The sequence below is a fragment of the Devosia sp. ZB163 genome (assembly GCF_028613635.1).
Lineage (GTDB): Bacteria > Pseudomonadota > Alphaproteobacteria > Rhizobiales > Devosiaceae > Devosia_A.
Window position 1 is genome coordinate 148,720 of the sequence record NZ_JAQRMY010000004.1, and the last position, 22,605, is coordinate 171,324.

The 22,605-nt window shown below is 65.0% G+C and carries 21 protein-coding genes; 13 read left to right on the top strand and 8 right to left on the bottom strand.

Annotation, left to right across the window (positions count from 1 at the left end; translation table 11 throughout):
- Nucleotides 1-107 precede the first annotated feature (107 nt).
- The 3 genes from PRN20_RS18910 to PRN20_RS18920 all read left to right on the top strand — a co-directional run bounded on the left by PRN20_RS18910 (nt 108) and on the right by PRN20_RS18920 (nt 4,299).
- Entirely contained in the window at nt 108-1,190 is a 1,083-nt protein-coding gene (locus tag PRN20_RS18910) for a substrate-binding domain-containing protein (RefSeq protein WP_273959194.1), read from the top strand.
- Nucleotides 1,191-1,268: 78 nt separating this feature from the next.
- Complete coding sequence (locus PRN20_RS18915) at nt 1,269-3,542, top strand: ABC transporter permease (RefSeq protein WP_443112600.1); 2,274 nt, start codon at nt 1,269-1,271, stop codon at nt 3,540-3,542.
- Nucleotides 3,535-4,299 (top strand): ATP-binding cassette domain-containing protein, encoded by a 765-nt coding sequence (locus PRN20_RS18920; RefSeq protein ID WP_273959196.1) that lies wholly within the window; start codon nt 3,535-3,537, stop codon nt 4,297-4,299. Before PRN20_RS18915 ends, PRN20_RS18920 begins: the two co-directional genes overlap by 8 nt.
- A 68-nt stretch (nt 4,300-4,367) precedes the next feature.
- Here the strand turns inward: PRN20_RS18920 and PRN20_RS22905 are convergent, their stop codons facing one another.
- The 7 genes from PRN20_RS22905 to PRN20_RS18955 all read right to left on the bottom strand — a co-directional run bounded on the left by PRN20_RS22905 (nt 4,368) and on the right by PRN20_RS18955 (nt 11,561).
- Nucleotides 4,368-4,520 (bottom strand): hypothetical protein, encoded by a 153-nt coding sequence (locus tag PRN20_RS22905; protein WP_273959197.1) that lies wholly within the window; start codon nt 4,518-4,520, stop codon nt 4,368-4,370.
- 222 nt (nt 4,521-4,742) lie between these two features.
- Nucleotides 4,743-6,053, bottom strand: coding sequence for a histidinol dehydrogenase (gene hisD, locus PRN20_RS18930; protein ID WP_273959198.1), 1,311 nt, complete (start codon nt 6,051-6,053; stop codon nt 4,743-4,745).
- Nucleotides 6,054-6,106: 53 nt separating this feature from the next.
- Nucleotides 6,107-7,096 carry an ABC transporter ATP-binding protein gene (locus PRN20_RS18935; RefSeq protein ID WP_273959199.1) on the bottom strand — a complete coding sequence of 330 codons (990 nt, stop codon included), beginning with the start codon at nt 7,094-7,096 and terminating at the stop codon, nt 6,107-6,109.
- The gene (locus PRN20_RS18940; protein WP_273959200.1) at nt 7,096-8,073 is read right to left on the bottom strand and encodes an ABC transporter ATP-binding protein; all 978 of its coding nucleotides are present in this window, start codon (nt 8,071-8,073) and stop codon (nt 7,096-7,098) included. Before PRN20_RS18940 ends, PRN20_RS18935 begins: the two co-directional genes overlap by 1 nt.
- Nucleotides 8,070-8,960 carry an ABC transporter permease gene (locus PRN20_RS18945; RefSeq protein WP_273959201.1) on the bottom strand — a complete coding sequence of 297 codons (891 nt, stop codon included), beginning with the start codon at nt 8,958-8,960 and terminating at the stop codon, nt 8,070-8,072. Before PRN20_RS18945 ends, PRN20_RS18940 begins: the two co-directional genes overlap by 4 nt.
- 1 nt (nt 8,961) lies before the next feature.
- A complete protein-coding gene (locus PRN20_RS18950) occupies nt 8,962-9,912 on the bottom strand; it encodes an ABC transporter permease (protein ID WP_273959202.1) in 951 nt (316 codons plus the stop codon).
- A 71-nt stretch (nt 9,913-9,983) separates the two neighbouring features.
- Nucleotides 9,984-11,561, bottom strand: coding sequence for an ABC transporter substrate-binding protein (locus PRN20_RS18955; RefSeq protein WP_273959203.1), 1,578 nt, complete (start codon nt 11,559-11,561; stop codon nt 9,984-9,986).
- Between the two features lie 185 nt (nt 11,562-11,746).
- Here PRN20_RS18955 and PRN20_RS18960 point away from each other — a divergent pair, with 185 nt between their 5' ends.
- On the top strand, nt 11,747-12,949 hold the full coding sequence (locus PRN20_RS18960) for a mandelate racemase/muconate lactonizing enzyme family protein (protein WP_273959204.1): 1,203 nt from the start codon (nt 11,747-11,749) through the stop codon (nt 12,947-12,949).
- Here the strand turns inward: PRN20_RS18960 and PRN20_RS18965 are convergent.
- Complete coding sequence (locus PRN20_RS18965) at nt 12,946-13,683, bottom strand: SDR family NAD(P)-dependent oxidoreductase (RefSeq protein ID WP_273959205.1); 738 nt, start codon at nt 13,681-13,683, stop codon at nt 12,946-12,948. The genes PRN20_RS18960 and PRN20_RS18965 overlap by 4 nt on opposite strands.
- Nucleotides 13,684-13,751: 68 nt before the next feature.
- Between PRN20_RS18965 and PRN20_RS18970 the strand changes: the two genes are divergently transcribed.
- The 9 genes from PRN20_RS18970 (at nt 13,752) to PRN20_RS19010 (ending at nt 22,599) form a co-directional block, all read left to right on the top strand.
- Complete coding sequence (locus tag PRN20_RS18970; protein WP_273959206.1) at nt 13,752-14,792, top strand: LacI family DNA-binding transcriptional regulator; 1,041 nt, start codon at nt 13,752-13,754, stop codon at nt 14,790-14,792.
- 100 nt (nt 14,793-14,892) lie between these two features.
- Nucleotides 14,893-16,659: an IlvD/Edd family dehydratase gene (locus PRN20_RS18975; protein WP_273959207.1), complete on the top strand. Its 1,767-nt coding sequence runs from the start codon at nt 14,893-14,895 to the stop codon at nt 16,657-16,659.
- 15 nt (nt 16,660-16,674) lie between these two features.
- Nucleotides 16,675-17,355 carry an RraA family protein gene (locus PRN20_RS18980; RefSeq protein ID WP_273959208.1) on the top strand — a complete coding sequence of 227 codons (681 nt, stop codon included), beginning with the start codon at nt 16,675-16,677 and terminating at the stop codon, nt 17,353-17,355.
- Nucleotides 17,355-18,389 carry an ABC transporter permease gene (locus tag PRN20_RS18985; protein ID WP_273959209.1) on the top strand — a complete coding sequence of 345 codons (1,035 nt, stop codon included), beginning with the start codon at nt 17,355-17,357 and terminating at the stop codon, nt 18,387-18,389. The genes PRN20_RS18980 and PRN20_RS18985 overlap by 1 nt, the downstream gene beginning before the upstream one ends.
- Nucleotides 18,390-18,457: 68 nt before the next feature.
- Nucleotides 18,458-19,438: a substrate-binding domain-containing protein gene (locus PRN20_RS18990; protein ID WP_273959210.1), complete on the top strand. Its 981-nt coding sequence runs from the start codon at nt 18,458-18,460 to the stop codon at nt 19,436-19,438.
- 70 nt (nt 19,439-19,508) lie between these two features.
- Nucleotides 19,509-20,282, top strand: a complete 774-nt coding sequence (locus tag PRN20_RS18995) for an ATP-binding cassette domain-containing protein (protein ID WP_273959211.1) — start codon at nt 19,509-19,511, stop codon at nt 20,280-20,282.
- 17 nt (nt 20,283-20,299) lie between these two features.
- Entirely contained in the window at nt 20,300-21,169 is an 870-nt protein-coding gene (locus PRN20_RS19000; protein WP_273959212.1) for an amidohydrolase family protein, read from the top strand.
- A 43-nt stretch (nt 21,170-21,212) separates the two neighbouring features.
- On the top strand, nt 21,213-22,289 hold the full coding sequence (locus PRN20_RS19005) for a fatty acid desaturase family protein (RefSeq protein WP_443112601.1): 1,077 nt from the start codon (nt 21,213-21,215) through the stop codon (nt 22,287-22,289).
- Nucleotides 22,282-22,599 (top strand): MocE family 2Fe-2S type ferredoxin, encoded by a 318-nt coding sequence (locus PRN20_RS19010; RefSeq protein ID WP_273959214.1) that lies wholly within the window; start codon nt 22,282-22,284, stop codon nt 22,597-22,599. The genes PRN20_RS19005 and PRN20_RS19010 overlap by 8 nt, the downstream gene beginning before the upstream one ends.
- Nucleotides 22,600-22,605 lie beyond the last annotated feature (6 nt).

Here is a 22,605-nt window from a genome sequence, read left to right on the forward strand (position 1 = left end):
CCTGGGGGCTGCCGTGCATCCTGCTGATGTACGTGCACGTTGTAGATATCTTCAAATATTCGTATAGTTCTCGGCGCCGGAAATCTCCGGCGTGTAGGGAGGGAACTATGAGATATCTTCTGGGCGCCGTGAGCGCCTTGGTGCTCGTTGCCTCAAGTGCTTCGGGCGCTCTGTCGCAATCGGGAAGCGTTTCGTCTGCCGTGGGCGGATACAGTTTCTCGGATGCAGCCAAGGAAGCCGAAGGAACAAAGAACTTCCACTCCAACGACGGTGTGCTGACCTTCGCCATCGTCACCCACACGGCCGGCAACGGCTTCTTCGACCCGGTCTATGTCGGCGCCACCGTCGCAGCCGACCTGATCGGCGCCAAGGTCCTGCTGCTCGGTTCGGAGTCGCCGACCGACGATCCGGCCCGCGAGATCGAGATCCTCAACCAGATCGTCAACGACCCCACGCTCGATGGCCTGATCATGACCACGCCTCAGGTCGGCGCCTACGACGACATCGTGCGGGCGGCGGAGAAGGCGGGCATTCCCATCGCCACCACCAACTCGTTCGACCCGAACCTGCTCAATCGCAGCTCGATCAGCCATACCGGTCAGGATGCCTCGGCGGCCGCCATTGCCGGCGAGGCCCTGGTCAAGTGCCTGCAGGAGCGCGGCATCACGCAGGGCTCGATCATCCTGCCGAACGATACCGCCATGGGTAACATCGAGGTCAACAACCGCGTCACGTCCGCCTACAACGCCATCGTCAAGGCGCTCGACGCAGCCGGCATCCTCGCCAACTTCAAGGTCGACGCCGGACCGGAGAATGTCGGCGTCGCGGCCGACATGAACGATCCCGCCAACTCGATCGTCTCGCTGATCGAGTCGCGCGGCGACGTGGTCGGCGCCTTTGCTGGCAACAACGTCTTCACGCCGGCCCTCGTCAGCGCCGTCCAGCAGACGGGCAACACCGACAAGATGTGCGCCTATGGCTTTGACCTGGGCCCGGCCCAGCAGGAAGGCATCAAGAGCGGCAACCTCACCGGTGCGCTCGGACAGCAGCCGTTCCTGCAGGGGTTCTGGCCGGTGATGCAGCTCTATCTGCAGATCGACCGCGGCATCTCGGCGGCCAATCTCGATACCCGTGCCCAGCTCGTGACCAAGGACACAGTGGCCAACGTTGGCAAGCGGTTCGAAAACTAGGCGGACCGCGAAACGCTGAGCGCTGCGGGGGAGCCCGTCCCCCGCAGCGCATCGTCATGGCGCGAGGAGCAGTAGATGGTGTCGGCGGTCTCGAGGATGCCCGCGGGGCGGCCTCCCCTGCAACTGGTGGGGGGCTGGGAAGTGGGGCTGCTCTCGCTGATGGTGCTGCTCTATGTCGTTGGCGCCGCACTCAACCCCGCCTTCTTCGGCACGACCGATGCCCTGCAGGCGCTGCTGCGCGACACCGCGCGGTTCGGGGTGATGGCGGTCGGCATGACCTTCGTCATCGCCAACAAGGACATCGATCTGTCGATCGGCTCGACGCTGGGCCTCGTCGGCGTGGTCTTCGCCTATGTCTTCAACCCGGCGCACTACGACATGGGCGTCGTACCGGCCATTCTGGTGTGCCTGGTCGTCGGCACTGCGATCGGCTTCGTCAACGGCGTGCTGGTCACGTTCCTCCGCGTCCCGGCCTTCATCGCCACGCTGACCATGCTGCTCATCGGCCGCGGCATGGTGCTCGGGCTGACCGGCGGCCGTTCGATCCTGTTTCCGGTCAAGGCCCGGGACTACGGGTGGTTCTTCCAGCTGGGCGAAACCAACGCGCTGGGTTTCAACAACCAGATCATCATCTGCCTCGTGGCCGTCGCCCTCGGCGCGGTGGTTCTCGCCAAGACCCGGTGGGGCTACGAGACGCTGGCCACCGGCGGCAACGAGCAGGCGGCGATCTATGCCGGCATCCCGACGAACTGGGTCCGCATCCGCGCCTATGTCATGTCCGCGCTGTGCGCCACCGTGGGCGGCCTGATGCTGATCGCCCAGAACAAGGGCATCACCTCGCAGGCGGGGCTGCTGACCGAACTGATCGTCATCGCCGCGGTGATCATCGGCGGCGCCTCGCTCAGCGGTGGTCGGGGCCGCGTCATCGGCTCCTATATCGGCGTGTTGCTGACCGGCCTCATCTACAAGGTGCTGCAGGAAGGCTGGCCGATCGTCCGGCAGACCGAGATCGACGGCAAGGTGCTGGAGGTCCAGGCCACCTACACCCTGCCTGCCGGCGCTGTGCCGGCCTTCATCGGCACGCTGCTGGTCGTCGCGGTCCTCATCGAGCCCTACATCATCCGGCGCAAGCTCCCGCAGCGGCTATGGGCCCGCCTCACCGGGGGACCGGAGCCCGTCATCACCGATGTCGGCGGCGTGGCCATCGAGGGCGTTCAGACCAAGGGCACGCGCACGTCGGACCTGGCGGTGAGCGCACGGGGCATCATGAGGTTCCTCGTCCGCCGCGACGCCCTGGCCATCATCCTCACGGTGGTGCTGTGGCTGGTGGGCCTGCTGCTGCGACCGGACTACTGGGCAGGCCTGCCCAACACGTTCGCGATCCTGCTGAACTTCACCGAGCTGGCGCTCATTTCCGTCGGCATGACCTACGTCATCGCCTGCGGCGACATCGACCTGTCGGTCGGCGCCGTGCTGGCACTTGCCGGCAGCGTCGCTGCATACTCGCTCAAGGTCCTCGGTCTCGACCCGGTCAGCGCGGTCCTTCTGGGGGTGTTTGCCGGCACGCTGGCAGGCGGCGTCAATGCCATCGTCACGGTGCGCTTCAAGCTCCCGGCCTTCATCGCGACGCTGGGCATGTTCTATGTCGCGCGCGGCGTAGCGGCCTGGATCGTCGCCGGCCAGCAACTTACCGGCTGGAAAGAGCCCTACAACCTCATCGGCCGGAAGCTCGGCGACGTGCTCGCCTTCTTCCGCATCCCGGCTCCGGGCGGGCTGTTCGGGGAAATTGTCGGCGTCGTCAGCGTCCAGACCATCTGGATGGCTCTGGTCGCACTGATCGCCGCCGTGGTCCTCGGCGCCACCGTGTTCGGCCAGCAGGTCTACGCAACCGGCGGCAACCGCCGCGCGGCCGACTATGCGGGCATAAATACCGACCGGGTCCGCACCTACGCCATGTTGTTCTGCGGCTTCTGCGCCGCCATGGCCGGCGTCATCAACGTCGCCTACTTCCGCAGCTTCAACCCGGTCGCCGGCCAGTTCCGGGAGCTCGATGCCATCGCCTCCGTCATCATCGGCGGCGGCTCCATCTTCGGTGGTTTCGGCACCATCCTCGGCTCACTCGCCGGCGCGGCGGTGATCACCCTGGTGCGCGCACTGATGCAGCTCAACATCATCCTGCCCGACGGCAGCTCGTTCAGCCTGCCGCAGCACTGGGTCAACACCTTCATCGGCGGCATCCTGATCGGCGCAGTGCTGCTCGACATCTGGGTGCGTCAGCAGAACATCTTCGGTCAGCTCTGGTCGGCCCTGGCGGAGCGGCGCCGGCAAGGGCAGGGGGTTCGCGATGTCTGACCGGAACGCGCAGGTGCCCGTTGTCGAGATGCGCGGCGTCAACAAGTCCTTCGGCGCGGTCAAGGCGCTGGTCGACGTGAGCCTGACACTCCAGCCAGGCGAAATCCTCGGGCTGGTCGGCGACAACTCGGCCGGCAAGTCGACGCTGATGAAGGTGCTGACCGGCGCCTATCACCGGGACTCGGGCGAGGTGCTCATCGACGGCCAGCCGACCAATTTCCGCACCCCGCACGAGAGCCGCGAGCGTGGCATCGAGATGATCTACCAGGACTTCGCGCTGTGCGGGAACCTCGACGTGGCGCAGAACATCTTCCTCGGCCGCTGGCCCCGCAGGGGCATCTTCGTAGATCGCCGCAGGATGTACAGGGAGGCGGGAGAGGTCCTCGAGCGCCTCAATGTCAATGTCAACTCGGTCTACCAGAAGGTCGAGAGCCTGTCGGGCGGGCGGCAGCAATCGGTCGCGATTGCCCGGGCAATCTCCTTCAACCCCAAGGTCCTGATCCTCGACGAGCCGACGGCAAACCTGTCGGTCACTGCCACCCGGACGCTGCTCGAGACCATGCTGCAGCTCAAGGCCCACGGCGTGGCGCAGATCATCATCTCGCACCGCCTCGTTGACATCTTCGAGGTCGGCGACCGGGTCATGGTGCTCAAGCGCGGCGAGAACGTCGGCGATCGCCAGATCAAGTCGACAACCGAGGAGGAGGTCCTCCATCTGATGATCGCCGGCACGCGGGACACCGCTACTTCGGTGTGATCCGGGGCAAGAACCGCGACCGCCGTTTACGATACTTCAGGGAGCGTCTGCGGGCACGGCCGTGGCACTTACGCGCGGCCCGCAACATGTCGAGGCAACGCCGCGTGCAGATGGTCGTAAGCCAGGCGGCCGGGCTGTCGATGGCGCCTCGGTCTGCCGTCTGCCATTTGAGAAAATGTATCCTGAACCGCATCCTTGGCGTCGTTGCGCGAGCCGAGCATGCGATAGGCAAGGCCCTGCAGCGTCCGCCGTGAGCGTTCGAAAGTCCGGCCCCGTCGCTATCCGCGTGCCGATGAACCTGTAGGGGGCTGATTCAAACCGGCATGGTGGGGAAAGGCCGGATTGATCCGGGCGCTACCAAAGGCTCTGACGGTCGATCTGTGTCGCAGGCATGGAATCGGCTGAGGTTCAGGTAATGCTGTCCGGCCTCTGACGGCGCGGCCCTACGGCTGCGCCGCCTCCGCGTAGGGCACGTTGCGGCGGCCGTAGCGGCGCACGCGGACGTTCGCCTGCTCGGCGTGGCCCGCGAAGCCCTCCAGCATGGAGAGGCGCGACGCATAGCTCCCGACCAGGGCCGAGGCCTCGTCGGACTCGACGATCTGCCAGGTGCAGGTCTTCATGAACTTTCCGACCCACAGGCCGCCGGTGTAGCGCGCGGCCTTCATGGTGGGCAGCGTGTGGTTGGTGCCTATGACCTTGTCGCCATAGGCGACATTGGTACGCGGACCGAGGAACAGCGCGCCGTAGTTATGCAGCCGGTCGCGAAACCAGAGATCGCGATCAGTCATGACCTGCACGTGCTCCGACGCGATGCGATCGGCAACTTCGAGCATCTCGTCATAGTCGTCGCATACGATGACCTCGCCGAAATCCTCCCAGGACTTCCGGGCGATCTCGCCGGTTGGGAGTATCGCAAGAATGCGCTCGATCTCCGACATGGTGTCTCGCGCCAGCCTCTCGGAATTGGTGAGCAGGATGGCAGGGGAGGTCGGGCCGTGTTCAGCCTGGCCGAGCAGGTCGGTTGCACAGAGTTCGCCATCGACTGTTTCGTCGGCAATGACCAGCGTCTCGGTAGGGCCAGCCAGCAGGTCGATGCCAACACGACCGAAGAGCTGGCGCTTGGCCTCGGCGACGTAGGCATTGCCCGGTCCAACGAGCATGTCCACGGGGCTGATCGACTCCGTGCCGATAGCCATGGCGCCGATCGCCTGGACGCCGCCCAGCACGTAGATCTCGTCTGCGCCGGCCATGTGCTGCGCAGCAACGATCGCCGGAGCGGGGCTGCCTGCAAAGGGAGGTGCGCAGGTGATGACGCGACCGCAGCCCGCCACCTTGGCCGTCAGCACAGACATGTGCGCCGAAGCGAGCAGGGGGTACTTGCCGCCCGGGACGTAGCAGCCGACGGCCCCCACGGGGAGGTGCCGATGGCCCAGCGTCACGCCCGGCATGGTCTCGACCTCGAGGTCATGCATCGTCGCCTTCTGCTTTTCCGCGAAGTTCCGGACTTGTGCCTGAGCGAAAGCGATATCTGACAGGTCCTGGTCGGACAGTTGCGCCAGGCACGCGTGGATCTCGGCACGGCTCAGCCGAAAGTCCGGTCGATCCCAACCGTCGAACTGGCGCGACAGATCTCGCACTGCCGCGTCGCCGCGTTTCTCGATATCGGCAAGGATGGTCTCGACGACTTGCCGGACCTGCTTGTGGTCCTCAGCTCGTTCCTGAATCGACTTGCTCTGCTTCAGCCAGCGCGCCATGTGCGCCTCCTCCTCGGCTTGTGATCGTTGGTGTGCCAGCGCGCGGGGATGCACTAAGGCGTGGCCGCGGCAATCTGCTCGGCGAAATGGCAGGCCGCCTGCTGTCCCGGAGCTACGGTGCGCAGCGCCGGGGCTTCGAGCTTGCATATGCTCTGGGCGAAGCGGCAGCGGGGGTGGAAGTGACAGCCCGACGGCGGGTTCAGCGGACTAGGTATCTCGCCTTCCAGCCGCTTGCGGTCGCGGCGGCGGCTGGGATGGGAGACCGGCACCGACCCCAGCAACGCCTGCGTATAGGGGTGCATCGGCTGGCGATAGAGCGCGTCCTTCGGGGCCATCTCGACGATGCGTCCCAGATACATCACGGCCATTGTATCCGCTACGTGACGCACCACGGCAAGGTCGTGTCCGATGAACAGGTAGCTCATCCCGAGCTCGTCCTGCAGGTCCTGCAGCAGGTTGATGACCTGGGCCTGGACGGACACATCGAGCGCCGACACGGCCTCGTCGCAGATGATCAGTCGCGGCTTTGGCGCAATGGCGCGGGCGATACCGATGCGCTGGCGCTGGCCGCCGGAGAATTCGTGCGGAAAGCGACTGAGGTGGCGGCGCGACAGGCCGACCTTCTCGAGCAGGTCGCCGGCATAGCGTGTCAGCTCGGCGCTCGGCGCTTCGCCTTGCGCGTAGAGTGGCTCGAGGATCAGGTCTTCGACGCGATGGCGAGGATTGAGGGAGGCCTGGGGATCCTGGAAGATGATCTGCATGCTGCGGCGCAGCCGGCGCAGGTCTTCCTTGGGGATCGTCGCGAGATCCTGGCCGTCGAATTGCACCGTGCCGGCTGTGGGCTCGATCAGCCTCAGGATCAGGCGCCCGGTGGTGGATTTTCCGCAACCGGATTCCCCAACCAGACCAAGTGTCTCGCGGCTGCCAAGGGTGAACGACACGCCGTCGACGGCACGAAGCGTCTGCCTGGGAGCGAGCCAGTCACTACTCTCTACCGGGAAGTGTTTGCTCAGGCCGTCCACCGACAGCAGCGGGGATGTCATCAGGGCGTGCTCTCGATCAGTCCGGGGGCCAGGATGCAGGCAGCACGCTGGTCAGGCGCAACCGGCACCAGCGCAGGTTGCGCCGCGAGGCAGGCGTCGACCACCTTGGGGCAACGCGGTGCGAACAGGCAGCCGGGGGGCAATTCGGACGGGTTGGGCATGGTGCCGGCAATGGTGCGCAGCCGCGGCGTATCGGCGTCGAGTTCGGGCGTGCTTCCGAGCAAGCCTTCCGTGTAGGGGTGCTGCGGCCGATCGAAGAGATCGAAGATGCCGGATTGCTCGACGATGCGGCTGGCGTACATCACCACCACGCGGTCGGCTACTTCCGCCATCACGCCCATGTTGTGGGTGATCAGCAGGATGGCGGTGCCGAAATCCTCGCGCAGCTGGTTCAGGAGGTCGAGAAGCTGGGCCTGGATGGTGACGTCGAGCGCGGTCGTGGGCTCGTCGGCAATCAGCAGCTTGGGTGAGGACGAGAGGGCGATCGCGATCATCACGCGCTGTCGCATGCCGCCCGAGAGCTGGTGCGGATAGTCCTGCAGCCGGCGGCGAGGGGCAGGGATGCCCACCTTCTCGAGCAGTTCGCTGGCGCGGTCCCATGCAGCCTTCCGGCTCATGCGCTCGTGCACGAGGATCGCCTCGGTGATCTGGTCGCCGATCGTGAAGACCGGATTGAGCGACGTCATCGGCTCCTGGAAGATCATGCCGATCTCGCGGCCGCGCAGCTTGCGCAGCCGGCTGCGTGGCATGGCGAGCAGGTCCTGCTCGTCAAACAGGATTGAGCCGGTGACCGTGGCGGTAGGCGGCAGCAGGCCCATCACTGCGAGCGCGGTGATGCTCTTGCCCGAACCGCTTTCGCCGACGACGCCGAGCAGTTCGCCGGGACGCACGTCGAAGCTCGCGTCCCGAACCGCCGTGACTCGACCGCCGAAACTGACGGTCAGGTCACGCACGCTGAGCAGTGGAGCAGCGGTCATTGTTCCACCTTCATGCGGGGATCGAGCACATCTCGCAGTCCGTCGCCGAGGAGGTTGAGGCCGAGCACGGTGACGGCAATGGCGATGCCCGGGATCACGGTCAGCCAAGCTGCCTCGCGCATGTAGGTGCGGCCCTCGGCGATGAGCACGCCCCAGCTGGGCTGTGTCGGCGGAGCACTGAGGCCAAGGAAACTCAGGACGGCCTCGGAGAGCACGGCGTAGGCAAAGACGAAGCTCAGTTGCACGATAAGCGGCGCGAGGCAGTTAGGCAGGATGTGGTGCCACAGAATGCGGCCGTCCCTCGCTCCCGCCGCTCGCGCGGCCTGAACGTAGTCCAGCTCGCGCGCTACCATGATGGAGGCGCGCACGACCCGCGCGGTGCGGGGAATGTAGACCACGGCGAGTGCAATGATCGCCGTGGCCGCCGAAGGACCAAGGGCGGCCGCGATGCCGATGGCGAGGAGCACGGCGGGAAAGGCCATCAGCGCATCGGCGAGGCGCATCAGGAGGTCGTCGAGGCGGCGATAGTAGCCGGCGATAGCGCCCAGGAAGACGCCGAACACGGCGTTGAGGGCTACCACGGCAAAGCCGATGGAGAGGCTGAGCCGAGCACCATTGAGGACTCGGGACAGCATGTCGCGACCGAGATTGTCGGTACCCAGCAGGTATTGGTCGGATGGTGGCTTGAAGCGATTGCGAACCGACAGCGCGTTGGGATCGACGCTGGTAATCAGCGGCGTCAGCAGGGTCAGCACGCAGATGCTGCCAAAGAGGATGGCACCGAGGAGGAAGGAGCGGTTCGCTGCAAGGCGGCGCAGCCAGTGGCGCATCGACGCCAGGGCCAGCGACAGGCGCGAGGGCTGGGCGGCGTGCGTGAGGTCGCTCATCTCAGCGCCCCTTGACACGAATGCGGGGGTCGAGGGCGGTGTAGAGCAGGTCGATCACGATGTTGAGGAGCAGGAGCGCGGTAGTGACGAACAGCAGGCCGCCCTGAATCATCGGATAGTCGCGGTTGGATATGGCGCTGCCGAGCAGCGAGCCGATACCGGGAATACCGAAAATGGACTCGATGACGATCGAGCCGGACAAGAGGACCGAGAGGACCAGCCCGACCATGGTGACGACCGGCATCATGACGTTTGCGAGGGCATGCCGCCCGACGACGATCCATTCGGGCAGGCCCTTGGCGCGGGCGGTGCGGATGTAGTCCTGGTTGAGCACTTCGAGCAGGGTCGAGCGGGTTATTCGGGTGAGCAGGCCTGCCTGCAACAAGGCGAGGGCGGCGGCGGGCAAGGTCGTCGTGCGCAGCCAGCCGATCGGGTCCTGGGTGAACGGGATGTACCCACCGGTGGGCAACCAGCCCAGCATCACCGAGAACAGGACGATCATCACGAGCGACAGCCAGAAATTGGGCAGCGACACGCCCAGCAGCGCGAACAGCGTCGCGGCCTGATCAATCCACCGGTTGTGGTTGAGGGCCGCGAGCATGCCGGTGCTGAGCCCGATGACGATGGTCAGCACCAGCGAGTAGATCGCAATGCCGATGGTGATCGGCGAGCGGGCGATGAGCGCGTCCATCACCGGAATGCCGAGCGTGAGTGAGCGCCCGAGATCGCCCTTGAACAGGTTGATGTAGAAGGTGGCGATCTGCACGTGCAGCGGCTGGTCGAGGCCGAGATTGCGACGGATCTGTTCGAGCTCTTCGGGGGTAGCCGAGGGGCCGCCGATCACCACGGCGGCATCGCCCGGGATGAGGTAGATGATGCCGAAGGCGATCAGGCTGACCAGGATCAGGATGGGGATCGCCTGCAACAGGCGGGAAACGACAAAGCTGATCATCTCGCAGGCCCCGTGGTCGTTGTCGTCAGGTCAGGAGGCAGGCGGACCGAGGCGGCCCGCCTGCAGTCGGATCAGGGCTGGAGCCAGACGTTCGAGACCCGGGTGTTGTAGAAGGGCTTGAAGCCCTCCACGTTTGAGCGAATGCCCTGGACGTTCGACATCACGCCGAACGGAATGGCCAGGACGTTCTCGAAGGTGACCTTCTGGGCCTCGGCGAAGGCAGCAGCGCGTTCCTCGATGGTGGCGCCATTCTGCACCTGCTGGAAGGCGGCATTATAGGCGGGGTCGCCGGCCGGATCCTGCGGCTTGTAGATGTTGGCCGGTGCCGCGAGGTTGCGCAGCGTCGTTGCGCCACCCTGGGCGGCCGAACCGGTCCAGTGTGTGAAGAAGAAGTTCCAGCCCGTGGTTTCCTTCTCGCTGGTGGCGAGCGCTGTCGGCCAGTCGTAGACCTGCAGCTGCGCGTTGATGCCGGCGGCCTGCAACTGCGCCTGCATGACCAGGGCCGTGTTGTACATCGTGGTGATCTGCTGGGTGGTCAGCAGCACGACCGGTTCGTTGTTGTAGCCGCCCTCGGCGAGCAGGGTCTTGGCGCGCTCGATGCTGTTCTGGTTGTAGAGCTCTCCGCCGGCGGTGGAGAAGTATGTGGTGCCGGGGAATTGCAGGCTCGGGTTGAGCTGGAAGACGCCGTCGGTCGCGGCCTCCATGATCTCTTCCATGTTCAGCGCCGCGAGCATGGCCTGACGAACCTGCAGGTTGTCGGTCGGCGGCGCTGACCAGTTCGGATAACCGATGTTGAGGCCGAATGCGTCGAGCGTCAGCAGTTCGACGCCTTCCACGGCAGCGAGTCGTTCCATCGAGATTGCCGGCACGGATTCGACGATGTGCACTTCGCCGGTTTCGAGGGCGGCCATGCGTGCGGCCGTCTCGGTCAGCATGCGGAAGGTAACGGTATCGACGCAGGCCTGCTTGTGGCCGGCAAAGCCGCTCAAGCCGGGCAGGGCGTTGCCCGGCACGTACTCGGCAAAGCGCTCGAGCTTGACATGGCTGTCGGGCACGAACTCGGCCAGCTTGAACGGGCCGGTACCGATGATCTCGACTTGGCCGGCCGCTTTGCCGGCTTCCTCAGCCGGCATGATCACCACTGGGGCAGTCGAGGACGACAGGTTCTCGAGGAATGTCGGCTGCGCCTCGTTGAGCGTGATCACGAAGGTGCTCGCGTCCGGGGCTTCCCAGCTCTTGACCGAGGTCATGATCGAACGGCTGACGCCGACCGTCTTGTAGCGCTCGAACGAGGCCAGGACGTCGGCGGAGGTCATGGGCTTGCCGTTGTGGAAGGTCACGCCCTGGCGAAGCTTGAAGGTGTAGCTGAGGCCGTCGTCGCTGACGGTGATCTCATCGGCGAGGTCAGGCGTCGGGGCCATGTTCTCGTCGCGGATAATCAGCGCTTCAAAGACGTTCATCGCGATGTTGCGCACTGCCGACGAGGTTGCCGTCTGCTGATCGAGCGTGCCCGGCGCGCCTTCGAGGCCGACGATGAGGTCGCCTCCCTGGTTCGGACAGGTGAATTGATCCTGGGCAGTTGCACCGAAGCTGGCGAGCATTGCTGCCGCCAGTCCGGTGCCGAAGACAAGACGCTTGCTGATACTCATGGTGTTCTCCCTGTTATGCATTTGGCGGCAGGCGAACCGATAGGCGGCTTGACAGCCGCCAGTAGATGTATCGTTAAATGTATTCATTCAGACTTCGAGCCGGGTCGTCAAGAGGTAGTCGGCGACTTTCGTGCCGGGGTGCCGCGGCGAGGATCGGCGCGGCGGTATTTGCAGGGGAGGGGACGATGAAGATCAGGGCAATCGAGACGCTCTACACCGAGGAGTTTTCCAACGTCGTCTGGGTGCGGGTGCACACGGATGAGGGGATCATCGGGCTGGGTGAGACCTTCTTCGGGCCCGGCTCGGTAAGCGCGCATATCCACGAGGTGCTGGCGCCACGACTGCTGGGGCGTGACCCGCTGCAGATCGAAGCGATCCATCACGAGATGCTTTACGCTGCTCTCGGCTTCTCGTCCTCCGGCGTGGAGATGCGAGCTCTATCGGCCCTAGACGTGGCGCTGTGGGACCTGTTCGGTCGGGCCTGCAATCTGCCGGTGCATCAGATGCTGGGCGGCCGCTGCCATGACAAGCTGCGCATCTACAATACCTGCGCCAATCCGCGCTATGCCCAGGCGCGGAACTTCAAGCCGGTGGACAATTGGGCTTCCGGGCAGGGCGATAGCCGTTACGCCGACCTGGATGGCTTCATGCATCGCGCGGGCGAGTTGGCGGAAGACCTGCTGGACTCGGGTATCGGGGCGATGAAGATCTGGCCCTTCGATCCTGCGGGCATGGAGAATGGCGGGCGGTACATCACCAACGACCAGCTCAAGCTGGCGCTGGAGCCATTCGAGAAGATTCGCAGGGCTGTAGGCGACCGGATGGAGATCATGGTCGAACTCCACAGCCTGTGGAACCTGCCGACGGCAATGCAGATCGCCAGGGCGCTCGAGCCCTACAAGCCTACCTGGTACGAAGATCCGATCCGGATGAACTCGCCGCAGGCGTTGGCGGAATTCGCGCGATCGACGCCGGTATGGACCTGCGCCAGCGAAGTGCTGGCGACGCGATATCCCTACAAGGAACTGCTGGAGCGCGACGCGACGCACGTGGTGATGGTCGATGTGGGCTGGTGCGGCGGACTGACCGAGGCGCGCAAGATTGCATCGCTGGCGGAGGTGTATCACCGGCCGTTCGCGGCACATGACTGTGTCGGGCCGGTGGCCTTCGCCGCGACGATCCATGCCTCGTTCAGCCAGCCCAACACCCTGATCCAGGAGTCGGTCCGCGCCTATTATGACGGCTGGTACAAGGACCTGGTGACCGTGACCCCGCGCATCGAGGGTGGCTACGTCTACCCGATGGAAGGGCCGGGACTGGGGACCGATCTGCACCCGCAGGTGTTCGACCGCCCCGACCTGGTGCGGCGGATTTCCAGCCTCGACTAGACCCAACCGCCGTCGACGATGAACTGCTGCGCGGTGCAGTGCCTGCTGTCGTCGGCGGCGAGGAACAGCGCCATCCGCGCGATATCCTCGGGGATCAGCGGGTCGGGGATGCACTGGCGTTCGGCGATGCGCTTTTCTCCATCTGGACCAAGCCACAGCGTGCGCTGTCGCTCTGTCATGACCCAGCCGGGAACGAGGCAGTTGACGCGGATCCGGTCCTGGCCGAAGTCCCGGGCGAGCGCTCGGGTCAGGCCATAAATGCCAGCCTTTGCAGTAACATAGGCGGCCATCTGACCGGATGACATCTGCACTGTCACCGAGCCCAGATTGATGATGGAACCACCGCCTCGGCGGGCCATGCCGGCGCGGACGGCCTGGGCGGCGAAGAAGTGGGGACGGAGGTTCACGGCAAGGCGTTCGTCCCAGTAGTCGACGTCGACATCCTCCACGGCGTGACGGTCGTCGCGTGCGGCATTGTTGACGAGGACGTCGACGTCACCGGCGTCGGAAAGTGCAGAACGGAGCGCAGCAACATCGCGGACGTCGCACCGGAGGTAGCGTGACCGTCCATCGGCTGAGAGCGCCGCGGCTGCCTCGTCGTCGATGTCGATGAAGGCCACCCGCGATCCCTGCGCCACGAAGTGCTCGACGAGGCTGGCGCCGATTCCTGTTGCCCCACCTGTAATGAAGATGGATTTGCCGGCAAGGCTGGGGTAGTTGGCGTAGGTGGACATCGGGTATCCCTTGGAAAGCGGTCGCATGTAACGATATATGCTGCCGAGGCGCTGGTCGAGGTTTGTGAGTGACAGGCAAGGTAGTCCGCAAGGAGCGGGCGACAATCAAGGACGTAGCGCGAGCGGCCGAAGTGTCGCCGATGACCGTGTCCAACGTGCTCAATGGCCGGCTGCAGTTCGTCAGTCCTGCGACGCGCAAGCGGGTTGAGCGGGAGATCGAACGGCTCAACTACCGCCGCTCGACCAATGCCCGGAACCTGCGCGTAGCCGAGCAGCGCTCGATCGGCATGGTCATCGTGGACGAGTCGCCGACCTTCCTCGCCGACTTCTTCACCTGCCAGGTGGTGGCGGGGCTGGCCAATGCGCTCAACCGCGCCGACTACACGCTCAGCATCTACGGGGTGCCGAGCGCGGCGCTGGCGCAGTCGATGATCCTGCGCAACTACGAGGTGGCGGGCTTCTGCGCCATGATCTCGGGGCCGGCCGAGGAGCGCGCTGTCGTGGCGCGCCGCCTGGCCGAGTTGGAGCAGCCGCTGGTGCTGTTCCAGCAAACGGCGGATCTGGGGGATGCCGACGTCTGTGCCCTGCGCCAGGACGACCTGGGCGGCGGGCGACTGATTGGTGATCACCTGCTGGCGCGGCGCGTCGAGCGGATGCTTGTGGTGACCCCACGGCAGATCTGGCCGGCGGTGGAGAGCCGCATCGCGGGACTGCGCGACAGCATAGCTGCCGCGGGAGGACACGCCACGCTGACCGTCCTGCCTGCCAACAGCGAATCCTTTGCAGACGTGCAGGCGGCCCTTTCGACCTACCTCGAGACCAATCCGTTGCCCGACGCAGTGGTCGGCGCTAACGACCCGATCGCCATCGCGGCCATGCTGCTGCTCAACGATCGCGCCGTGCGGGTGCCTGAGGATGTGCGTGTCGTCGGCTTCAACGGATTCGACGCCCATCGCTACTCGCGGCCGCATCTCACCACGGTGTTGTCCCCAGCCTACGAGCTAGGCGAGAAGGCCGGCGAGGCCATGCTGCAACGCCTGAAATCCGGGCATTTCAACGCCGCCGAGATCACCCTGCCTGTCGTATTCGAGCAGGGCTTCACTACCTGACTGGGGCCACGCAGAAAGCCTCTTGACGACGACTGCGCATGTAACGTTACATGTTCATGCGGCTGAGGGCGCCGCTGATCGTCGCAGGGGTGGACGGCGGATGAACGACCAAGTCGGCACAAGCGTCAGCGAGACGAGCGCAAAACCGGGCGAGCCGCGGGCCTATCGCAGTTCCGAGTGGTTTGCCCGCGCCGGCAAATACGGCTTCGTGCCGCGCAGCTGGATGAAGAGCCAGGGGTTCTCGCCCGAACTGCTCGACGGCCGGCCCGTGATCGGCATCTGCAACACCTGGTCGGAGCTGACCAACTGCAACCGGCACCTGCGCGAGCTTGCCGAGCATGTGAAGCGCGGTGTGTTGATGGCGGGCGGCTTCCCGCTGGAGTTTCCGGTGACGAGCCTGGGCGAGCCGCTGATGCGGCCGACCACGATGATGTTCCGCAACCTCGTGGCGATGGATGTCGAAGAGACGATCCGCGCCAACCCGATCGACGGCGTGGTGCTGCTGGCCGGCTGCGACAAGACCACCCCAGCGGTGCTGATGGGCGCGGCGAGCTGCGATATTCCGGCGGTGCTGGTGTCGGGCGGGCCGATGCTGAACGCCCGCTTCCGTGGGCGTGTGCTGGGTTCGGGCACCGACATCTTCAAGCTCGACGAAGAGTATCGTACCGGCAAGATTTCCAAGGCCGAGTTGGACGCTGCCGAGGCAGCCATGAGCCGCTCGGCCGGGTCGTGCATGACCATGGGCACCGCCTCCACGATGGCGTCCCTGGGCGAGGCGATGGGTATCGGCTTTGCCATGAACGGCTCGATCCCTGCGCCCGACAGCCGGCGCGCGGTGCTGGCCGAGCAGTCGGGCAAGCGCGCCGTGGAGCTGGTCCGGCAGAACATCACCATCTCCAAGATCCTGACCAGGGCCGCCTTCGAGAATGCGGTGAAGGTCAATGGTGCCATCGGCGGCTCGACCAATGCGGTGGTGCATCTCTTGGCGCTCGCCGGGCGGCTGGGCGTCGACTTCAAGCTCGAGGACTGGGACGCGCTCGGCCGTGACGTGCCGACCATCGTCGACCTCAAGCCCTCGGGCCGCTTCCTGATGGAAGAGTTCTTCGACGCCGGCGGCCTGCCGGTGGTGATGAAGCGCATTTCGCAAATGCTCAACCTCGGCGCGGTTGCGGTCGAGGGCGGCACGATCGGCGAGCGCATCGCCGGGGCGGAGTGCTGGAACGACGAGGCGATCCGCACCCTCGACAATCCGCTGACGCCACAGGGCGGCATGATGGTGCTCAAGGGCAACCTTGCCCCCAATGGCGCGATCATCAAGCCGTCGGCCGCGTCGCCGCGACTGATGCAGCATCGCGGCCGCGCTATGGTCTTCGAGAATTCCGAAGACCTCCGCGCCCGCATCGATGACCCGGCGCTGGACGTCGATGCCGACAGCATCCTCGTGCTCAAGAACGCCGGGCCGCGCGGCTATCCGGGCATGCCCGAAGCCGGCACGATGGCGCTGCCCAAGAAGCTGCTCGAGCAGGGCGTCACCGACATGGTGCGTGTCTCCGATGCGCGCATGAGCGGCACCGCCTTCGGCACGGTGGTGCTGCACGTGGCGCCGGAATCGGCGCTCGGTGGCCCACTCGCGCTGGTGCGGACGGGCGATTACATCGTGCTCGACTGCGCCGCTCGCAAACTCGAACTCGATGTTCCCGCCGAGGAACTCGAACGGCGCCGCGCGGCTTTCGTGCCGCCGCCGCCGGCCTATGAGCGCGGCTATGGCCGGCTCTTCATCGATCACGTGCAGCAGGCCGACAAGGGGGTCGATTTCGACTTCCTCGTAGGCGGCAGCGGCACGCCTCCCTCCAAAGTCTCGTTCTAGAAAAGGGCACTTCCCGTGACCTCCGCGTTCACCTCCCGTCAAAACCCGCCGCTTCCAGAAGGCTGGGAGAAGCTCTACTCGGCCGTGCTCAGCGATGCGCTCGATGCGGCCGGCGTGTGGAACCAGGCGATGACGTCGCGCATGCGTCCACTGGACGACGCTCTCAAGCTCTGCGGGCGTGCCCGCACCGGTCAGTACATGGAAGTGAGCTACGTCGAAGAGGGCGTGAACCCGTACGAGCTCGAGATCGCGATCGTCGACGATCTCAAGCCGGGGGACGTCGCCGTATTCGCCTGCGGTGGTTCGAGTCGCATCGCCCCCTGGGGCAGCCTGCTCTCGACCGCGACGCGCGCCCGCGGTGCCGCTGGCTGCGTTACCGACGGCATGGTGCGCGACATCATGGGCATCCGCGAGTTGCAGCTGCCCGTGTTCCATACCGGTATTGCGCCGCTCGACTCCAAGGGGCGGGGCCAGATCCAGGCCGTGGACGTTCCTGTGATCGTGGACGGCGTCCGCGTGACGCCGGGCGACCTGGTGTTCGGCGATGCCGATGGCGTCGTGGTGGTGCCGCAGGCGGTGGAAGCCACGGTGCTGCAGTTCGCTTTCGACAAGATCAACGGCGAGCACCATTCGATCAACGAACTGCGCGCCGGCAGCTACCTGCGCGACGTCTACGCACGCTACGGTGTGCTCTGATGGCTGCGATCGGAAGGGAAGTCACTCCCACACGCCGCAACCCGGTCGCCGAGTTCTTCAAGATCGAAGGCACGGCGACCGCCCTGGTATTCGTGATCCTGATCGTGCTGTTCATGATCACGGCCCCGCGGGCCTTCATGGGCTACCGCGTGTACATGAGCTTCATGGCCTCGGTGCCGCCGCCGCTGATCGTGGCGCTGGGCCTGACGCTGGTGGCGACGGCGGGCGAAATGGACCTGTCTTTCCCGTCGGTCATCGCCTTTTCCAGCTACGTCTTCTCCGTACTGTTCCAGCAATATGACATGACCTGGCTGGCGCTGGTTGCGGCACTCGCGACCGGTACGCTCATGGGCTTCGTCAACGGGGTGGTCGTTACCAAGCTGGGCATCCCATCGATGATCGCCACGCTGGCCATGATGTTCCTGTGGGGCGGGCTGGTGACGGTGGTGTCGAACGGCATCTCGATCGCCATTCCCGACATCCAGGGTTCGCTCATCCACACCATCATGGTGGGACGCATAGGCGGCGTGTTCCCGGTGCAGATGCTGTGGGCGATCGGTATCGCGGTGGTGATCTGGATGATCCTCAACCGGCACCGCTTCGGTGAAAACATCCTGTTCATCGGCGACAGCGCCAAGGTGGCCAAGGTGGTCGGCATCGCTATCGACCGCGAGAAGATCAAGCTCTTCACGCTGATGGGCTTCCTGTCGGCCCTCGCCGGCGCCTTCCTCACCGTCGAGACCACGACCTACTTCAACTCGCAGGGCACCGGTTACCTGCTGACGGTGATCGCAGCGGTGTTCATCGGCGGCACCTCGATCTTCGGCGGCTCGGGCAAGGTAGCGGGCACCGTCTTTGCCGCGCTGATCGTCGCCGTGATCGAGGCCGGCCTCGTCGCCAGCGGTATCCAGGGCTTCTGGACACGCTTCTTCATCGGCCTCGTCTTCATCATCTCGGTGGTGATGAACACGGCCATCGAGGACCCCGACAAGGTGCCTCTGATCAAATCCATGCGCTCGCGCATGCGGTCTTGAAACCACCGTCGGCGGGGCAGGGGCTATGCACCCTGCCGGCGGTGAACAACACATGAGAGGGAACTGACATGAAATCACTGATCAAGAGCCTTGCCGGCCTTGCGCTGGGTGCCGCGATGGTTGCGGCTCCGGTCGCCGCCACCGCGCAGGAAGCCGTCGACAGCGGTATGACGATCTACTTCCAGATGGGCGGCAATCCTGGCGACACCGCCACGCTGGCCCGCGAGCTGGGCGCCCGTGACGCGGCGCGCGTGCTCAAGGTCAACCTGATCGAGCAGCACTCGGGCTGGGATCCGCAGCGTATGCTGACCCAGGCCAACGAAGCGCTGGCCGCGGTGCCCGACGCCATCGTGGTGATGGGTCATCCGGGCACCGACGCGATGACCTCGTTCGTCGAAAAGGCCAAGGCCGACGGCATCGTCGTGATCGTCAACAACACCAACCTGCCCGGCACGGGCCTCAGCTACTTCGGCCTCGACAACTACGGCGCGGGCAAGAACCTCGCCGCCATGACCATCAGCAACGGCAACCTGGTCGAGGGCGACAAGGTCGTGGTCTACGGCACTTTCATCGAGGGCGCGCCGGGCTACGACATCGCGACCGCTGTGGGCGAGGTGCTGGACGAGAAGAAGATCAGCTACGACAAGCTGCAGTGGTCGAACGAAGCCGTCGCCGACCCGTCGCTCTCGGTGCCGGTGCTGGTGGCCTATCTCGAGGCCAATCCCGAGACCAAGGCAATCATCGTGCCGGGCCATGGCGGCATCACCGCTGTGCTCGACCGCGTCCTCAAGGATGCAGGCAAGCAGCCGGGCGAGATCATCACCTCCGGTTTCGACATTTCGACTGCCGCGATCCAGGGCGTGAAGGACGGCTATGTCACCGCCGTTCTCGACCAGCAGCCCTACCTGCAGGGCTTCATGCCGGTGCTCGCCGCCGTGCTCGAGAAGAAGTACGGCCTGGGCGGCCTCGACCTCAACACGGGCGGCGGTTCGCTGACCCAGGCCAACGTCGAGGCGCTCGAAGCGCTGGTCAAGACCGGCATCCGCTAAGCCGACCAGACGATGGCGCCGTCGGCCCGGCGGCGCCATTTCCACCCACCGCCCAAGCTCGGGACCTCACATGACTTCCACACCCATCGTCCAGCTCGAGAACGTGAGCAAGCACTACGGCAAGGTTGTCAGCCTCAGGAACGTGACGCTCGAGATCGGTTCGAACGAGATCGTCGGGCTGATCGGCGACAATGGCGCCGGCAAGTCGACCCTGATCAAGGTGCTGACGGGGGTGGAGCCGCCGACCAGCGGCACCATCCATGTGCGCGGACAGAAGATCGATGCCTCGAGCTACACGGTCAAGGAAGCGCACAAGCTCAAGATCGAGACGGTCTACCAGGACTCCTCGCTGGGCGAGAAGCAGCCGCTGTGGCGCAACTTCTTCGTGGGTCGCCCGATCACCAACTGGCTCGGCTTCATCGACGTGAAAGCGGAAAAGCGGATCGCCGACCAGATCATGCGCTCCACTATCGGCTTTCGCGGCGTTGGCATCGATGTCGATACGCCGGTGAGCCGCCTGTCGGGCGGCGAGCGACAGGGCGTCGCGATCGGCCGCGCGATGCATTTCGACAGCGACCTGATCGTGCTCGACGAGCCGACGGTGGCGCTGGCGCTCAAGGAAGTGAACAAGGTGCTCGACTTCATCCGCTCGATCAAGGCGGGGGGGCGCAGCTGCATCTACATCGAACACAACATCCACCACGTGCACGAGGTCTGCGACCGCCTGGTGGTGCTCGACCGCGGGGAGATCGCGCTCGACGCGCCGACCGCGTCGATGACCTACAACGAACTCACCGACTTCCTGATGTCGCTGCACAAGCAGCGCATCGTCGGCGCCGCATAATATCTGGAGGGATAATCATGGCCGCACGCGCGTATTGCGACTGTCACGTCAATATCTACAACGAAGATCACATCCTGCCGCTGTACTGGACGCTGCATGGCCGCGTGCGCAAGGGCGAGATCACCCACAAGTCGGACGCCGACACGCTCTACAAGGCGATGGCCGACGCCGAGAAGGCGATCATCTTCACGCTGCGCTATGCCGACGCGATCGGCGTGGAGGGCGACGACGAGACGACGGCCGCGGCCGTGGCCAAGTACCCCGACAAGTTCGTGGGCTTTGCCTATGTCGATCCGCGCCGTCCCGACTACATGGACATGATGATCCATGGCATCGAGGACCTGGGCCTGAAGGGCGTCAAGTTCGGGCCGATCTACAACGGCGTGCACCTGTCGGATCCGCGTCTCGAACCGGTCTACGAATACCTGCAGAAGAACAACATTCCCCTGACCATGCACATGGGCACCACCTATGCGCGCAATGCGCCGGTGGAACTGGGCCGGGCCATCCATGTCGAGCCGATCGCGCTCAAGTATCCCGACCTCACGATGATCCTCGCCCACATGGGCCACCCCTGGTACGACGAGGCGATCGTCGTGGCGCGGAAGCAACCCAATGTCTGGCTGGAGCAGTCGGCGCTCTTCTACCGGCCCTGGCAGTACTACAACATGCTGATCCTGGCCGAGGAGTACCGGACCGCCGACAAGATCTTCTTCGGCACCGACTTCCCGTTCGCGGGCGTGGCGGAATCGGCGGATGGGCTCATCAACATCAACAAGCAGGTCGAGGGTACGCCGCTGCCCAAGGTCAGCGAGGAAACCATCCAGTCGATCCTGTGGTCGAACCCGTTCGATCACTGGTGGAAGGGCGACAACCCGCTGAAATAGCGGGGGAAGGCATGGAGGGGTTCGTGCCATGAAGATGAGTTCGTTGCTGCGTTTTGCTACCAACCGCGATTACTCGCTGGTTGGCCCCGAGGCTGCCAGGGCGATCGAGAAGGGCCTCGCCAACGGCGAGTGGTACAAGTCGCCGATACCGCGCAAGCGGTTGAAGGAACTGATGGCAAGATCGGACGGGCCGGCGCTGCGCGATACCGCGATCTGGCTGGGCCTGATCCTGGTCTTCGGCGGCCTCGGCATCTGGCTATGGGGAACGTGGTGGGCGGTGCCGGTCTTTGCCGTCTATGGCGTGCTCTATGCCTCGGCGGCCGACTCCCGCTGGCACGAATGCGGGCACCGCACGGCGTTCCGCACCGTCTGGATCAACGATGTCGTCTACGCGCTGGCCTCGTTCCTGATGCTGCGCAGCCCGACCGCCTGGCGGTGGAGCCATACGCGGCACCACACCGACACGATCATCGTCGGGCGCGATCCGGAGATCGCCGGCATGCGGCCGCCGCAGCTGATCATCATGGTGCTCAACATCGTCGGGCTCGTGAACGTGCCGCAGTCGCTGGCAACGCTGGCACGCTACAGCCTGGGCCGCCTCAACGCGGAGGAGCTGGACTACATCCCCGAGATGGAACGTTGGCGGGTGCAGGTGGAAGGGATCGTCATCCTGGGCATCCACGTCGCTGCCATCGTGGTGGCAATCGGGACCTGGAGCCTGCTGCCGGTGGTGCTGATCGGCGGGCCGAACATCTACGGTATCTGGTTGCTGTGGTGGATCGGCAATACGCAGCATCTGGGGCTGGCAGAGGACGTGCTGGATCACCGGCTCGACGCCCGCACGGTCTACATGAACCCGGTGTTCCGCTTCATCTACTGGAACATGAACTACCATGTGGAGCACCACATGTACCCGATGGTTCCGTACCACGCGCTCAAGGCGCTGCATGAGGAGGTGAAGGCGGATTGTCCGCCGGCGTCCCCCAGCGTGATGGCGGCCTGGCGCGAAATCCTGCCGACGATCCTGCGGCAACTGGGCGACCCATCGTATTTCATCAAGAAGCAATTGCCGCCCGGTGCCGGACAGCTGCCGGAACGTGTGGAGGCGACCCATGGCTGAGTGGATCCGGGCTTGCGGTGTCGACGACATCGACACCGAGGACGTCGTTCGGTTCGATCATGGCGGGAGAACCTTCGCCATCTATCGCAGCCCCGACGACAAGTTCTACGCCACCGATGGGCATTGCACCCACGAGCAGGCACACCTTGCGGATGGCTTCGTGATGGATTCCATTATCGAGTGTCCCAAGCACAATGGCCGTTTCGACTACCGCACTGGCGCAGCAAAGGGTGCACCGGTCTGCGTGAACCTCGCGACCTATCCGGTTCGGGTCGACGGCGACCACGTGCTGATCGAACTCACCGTCTGACGATGG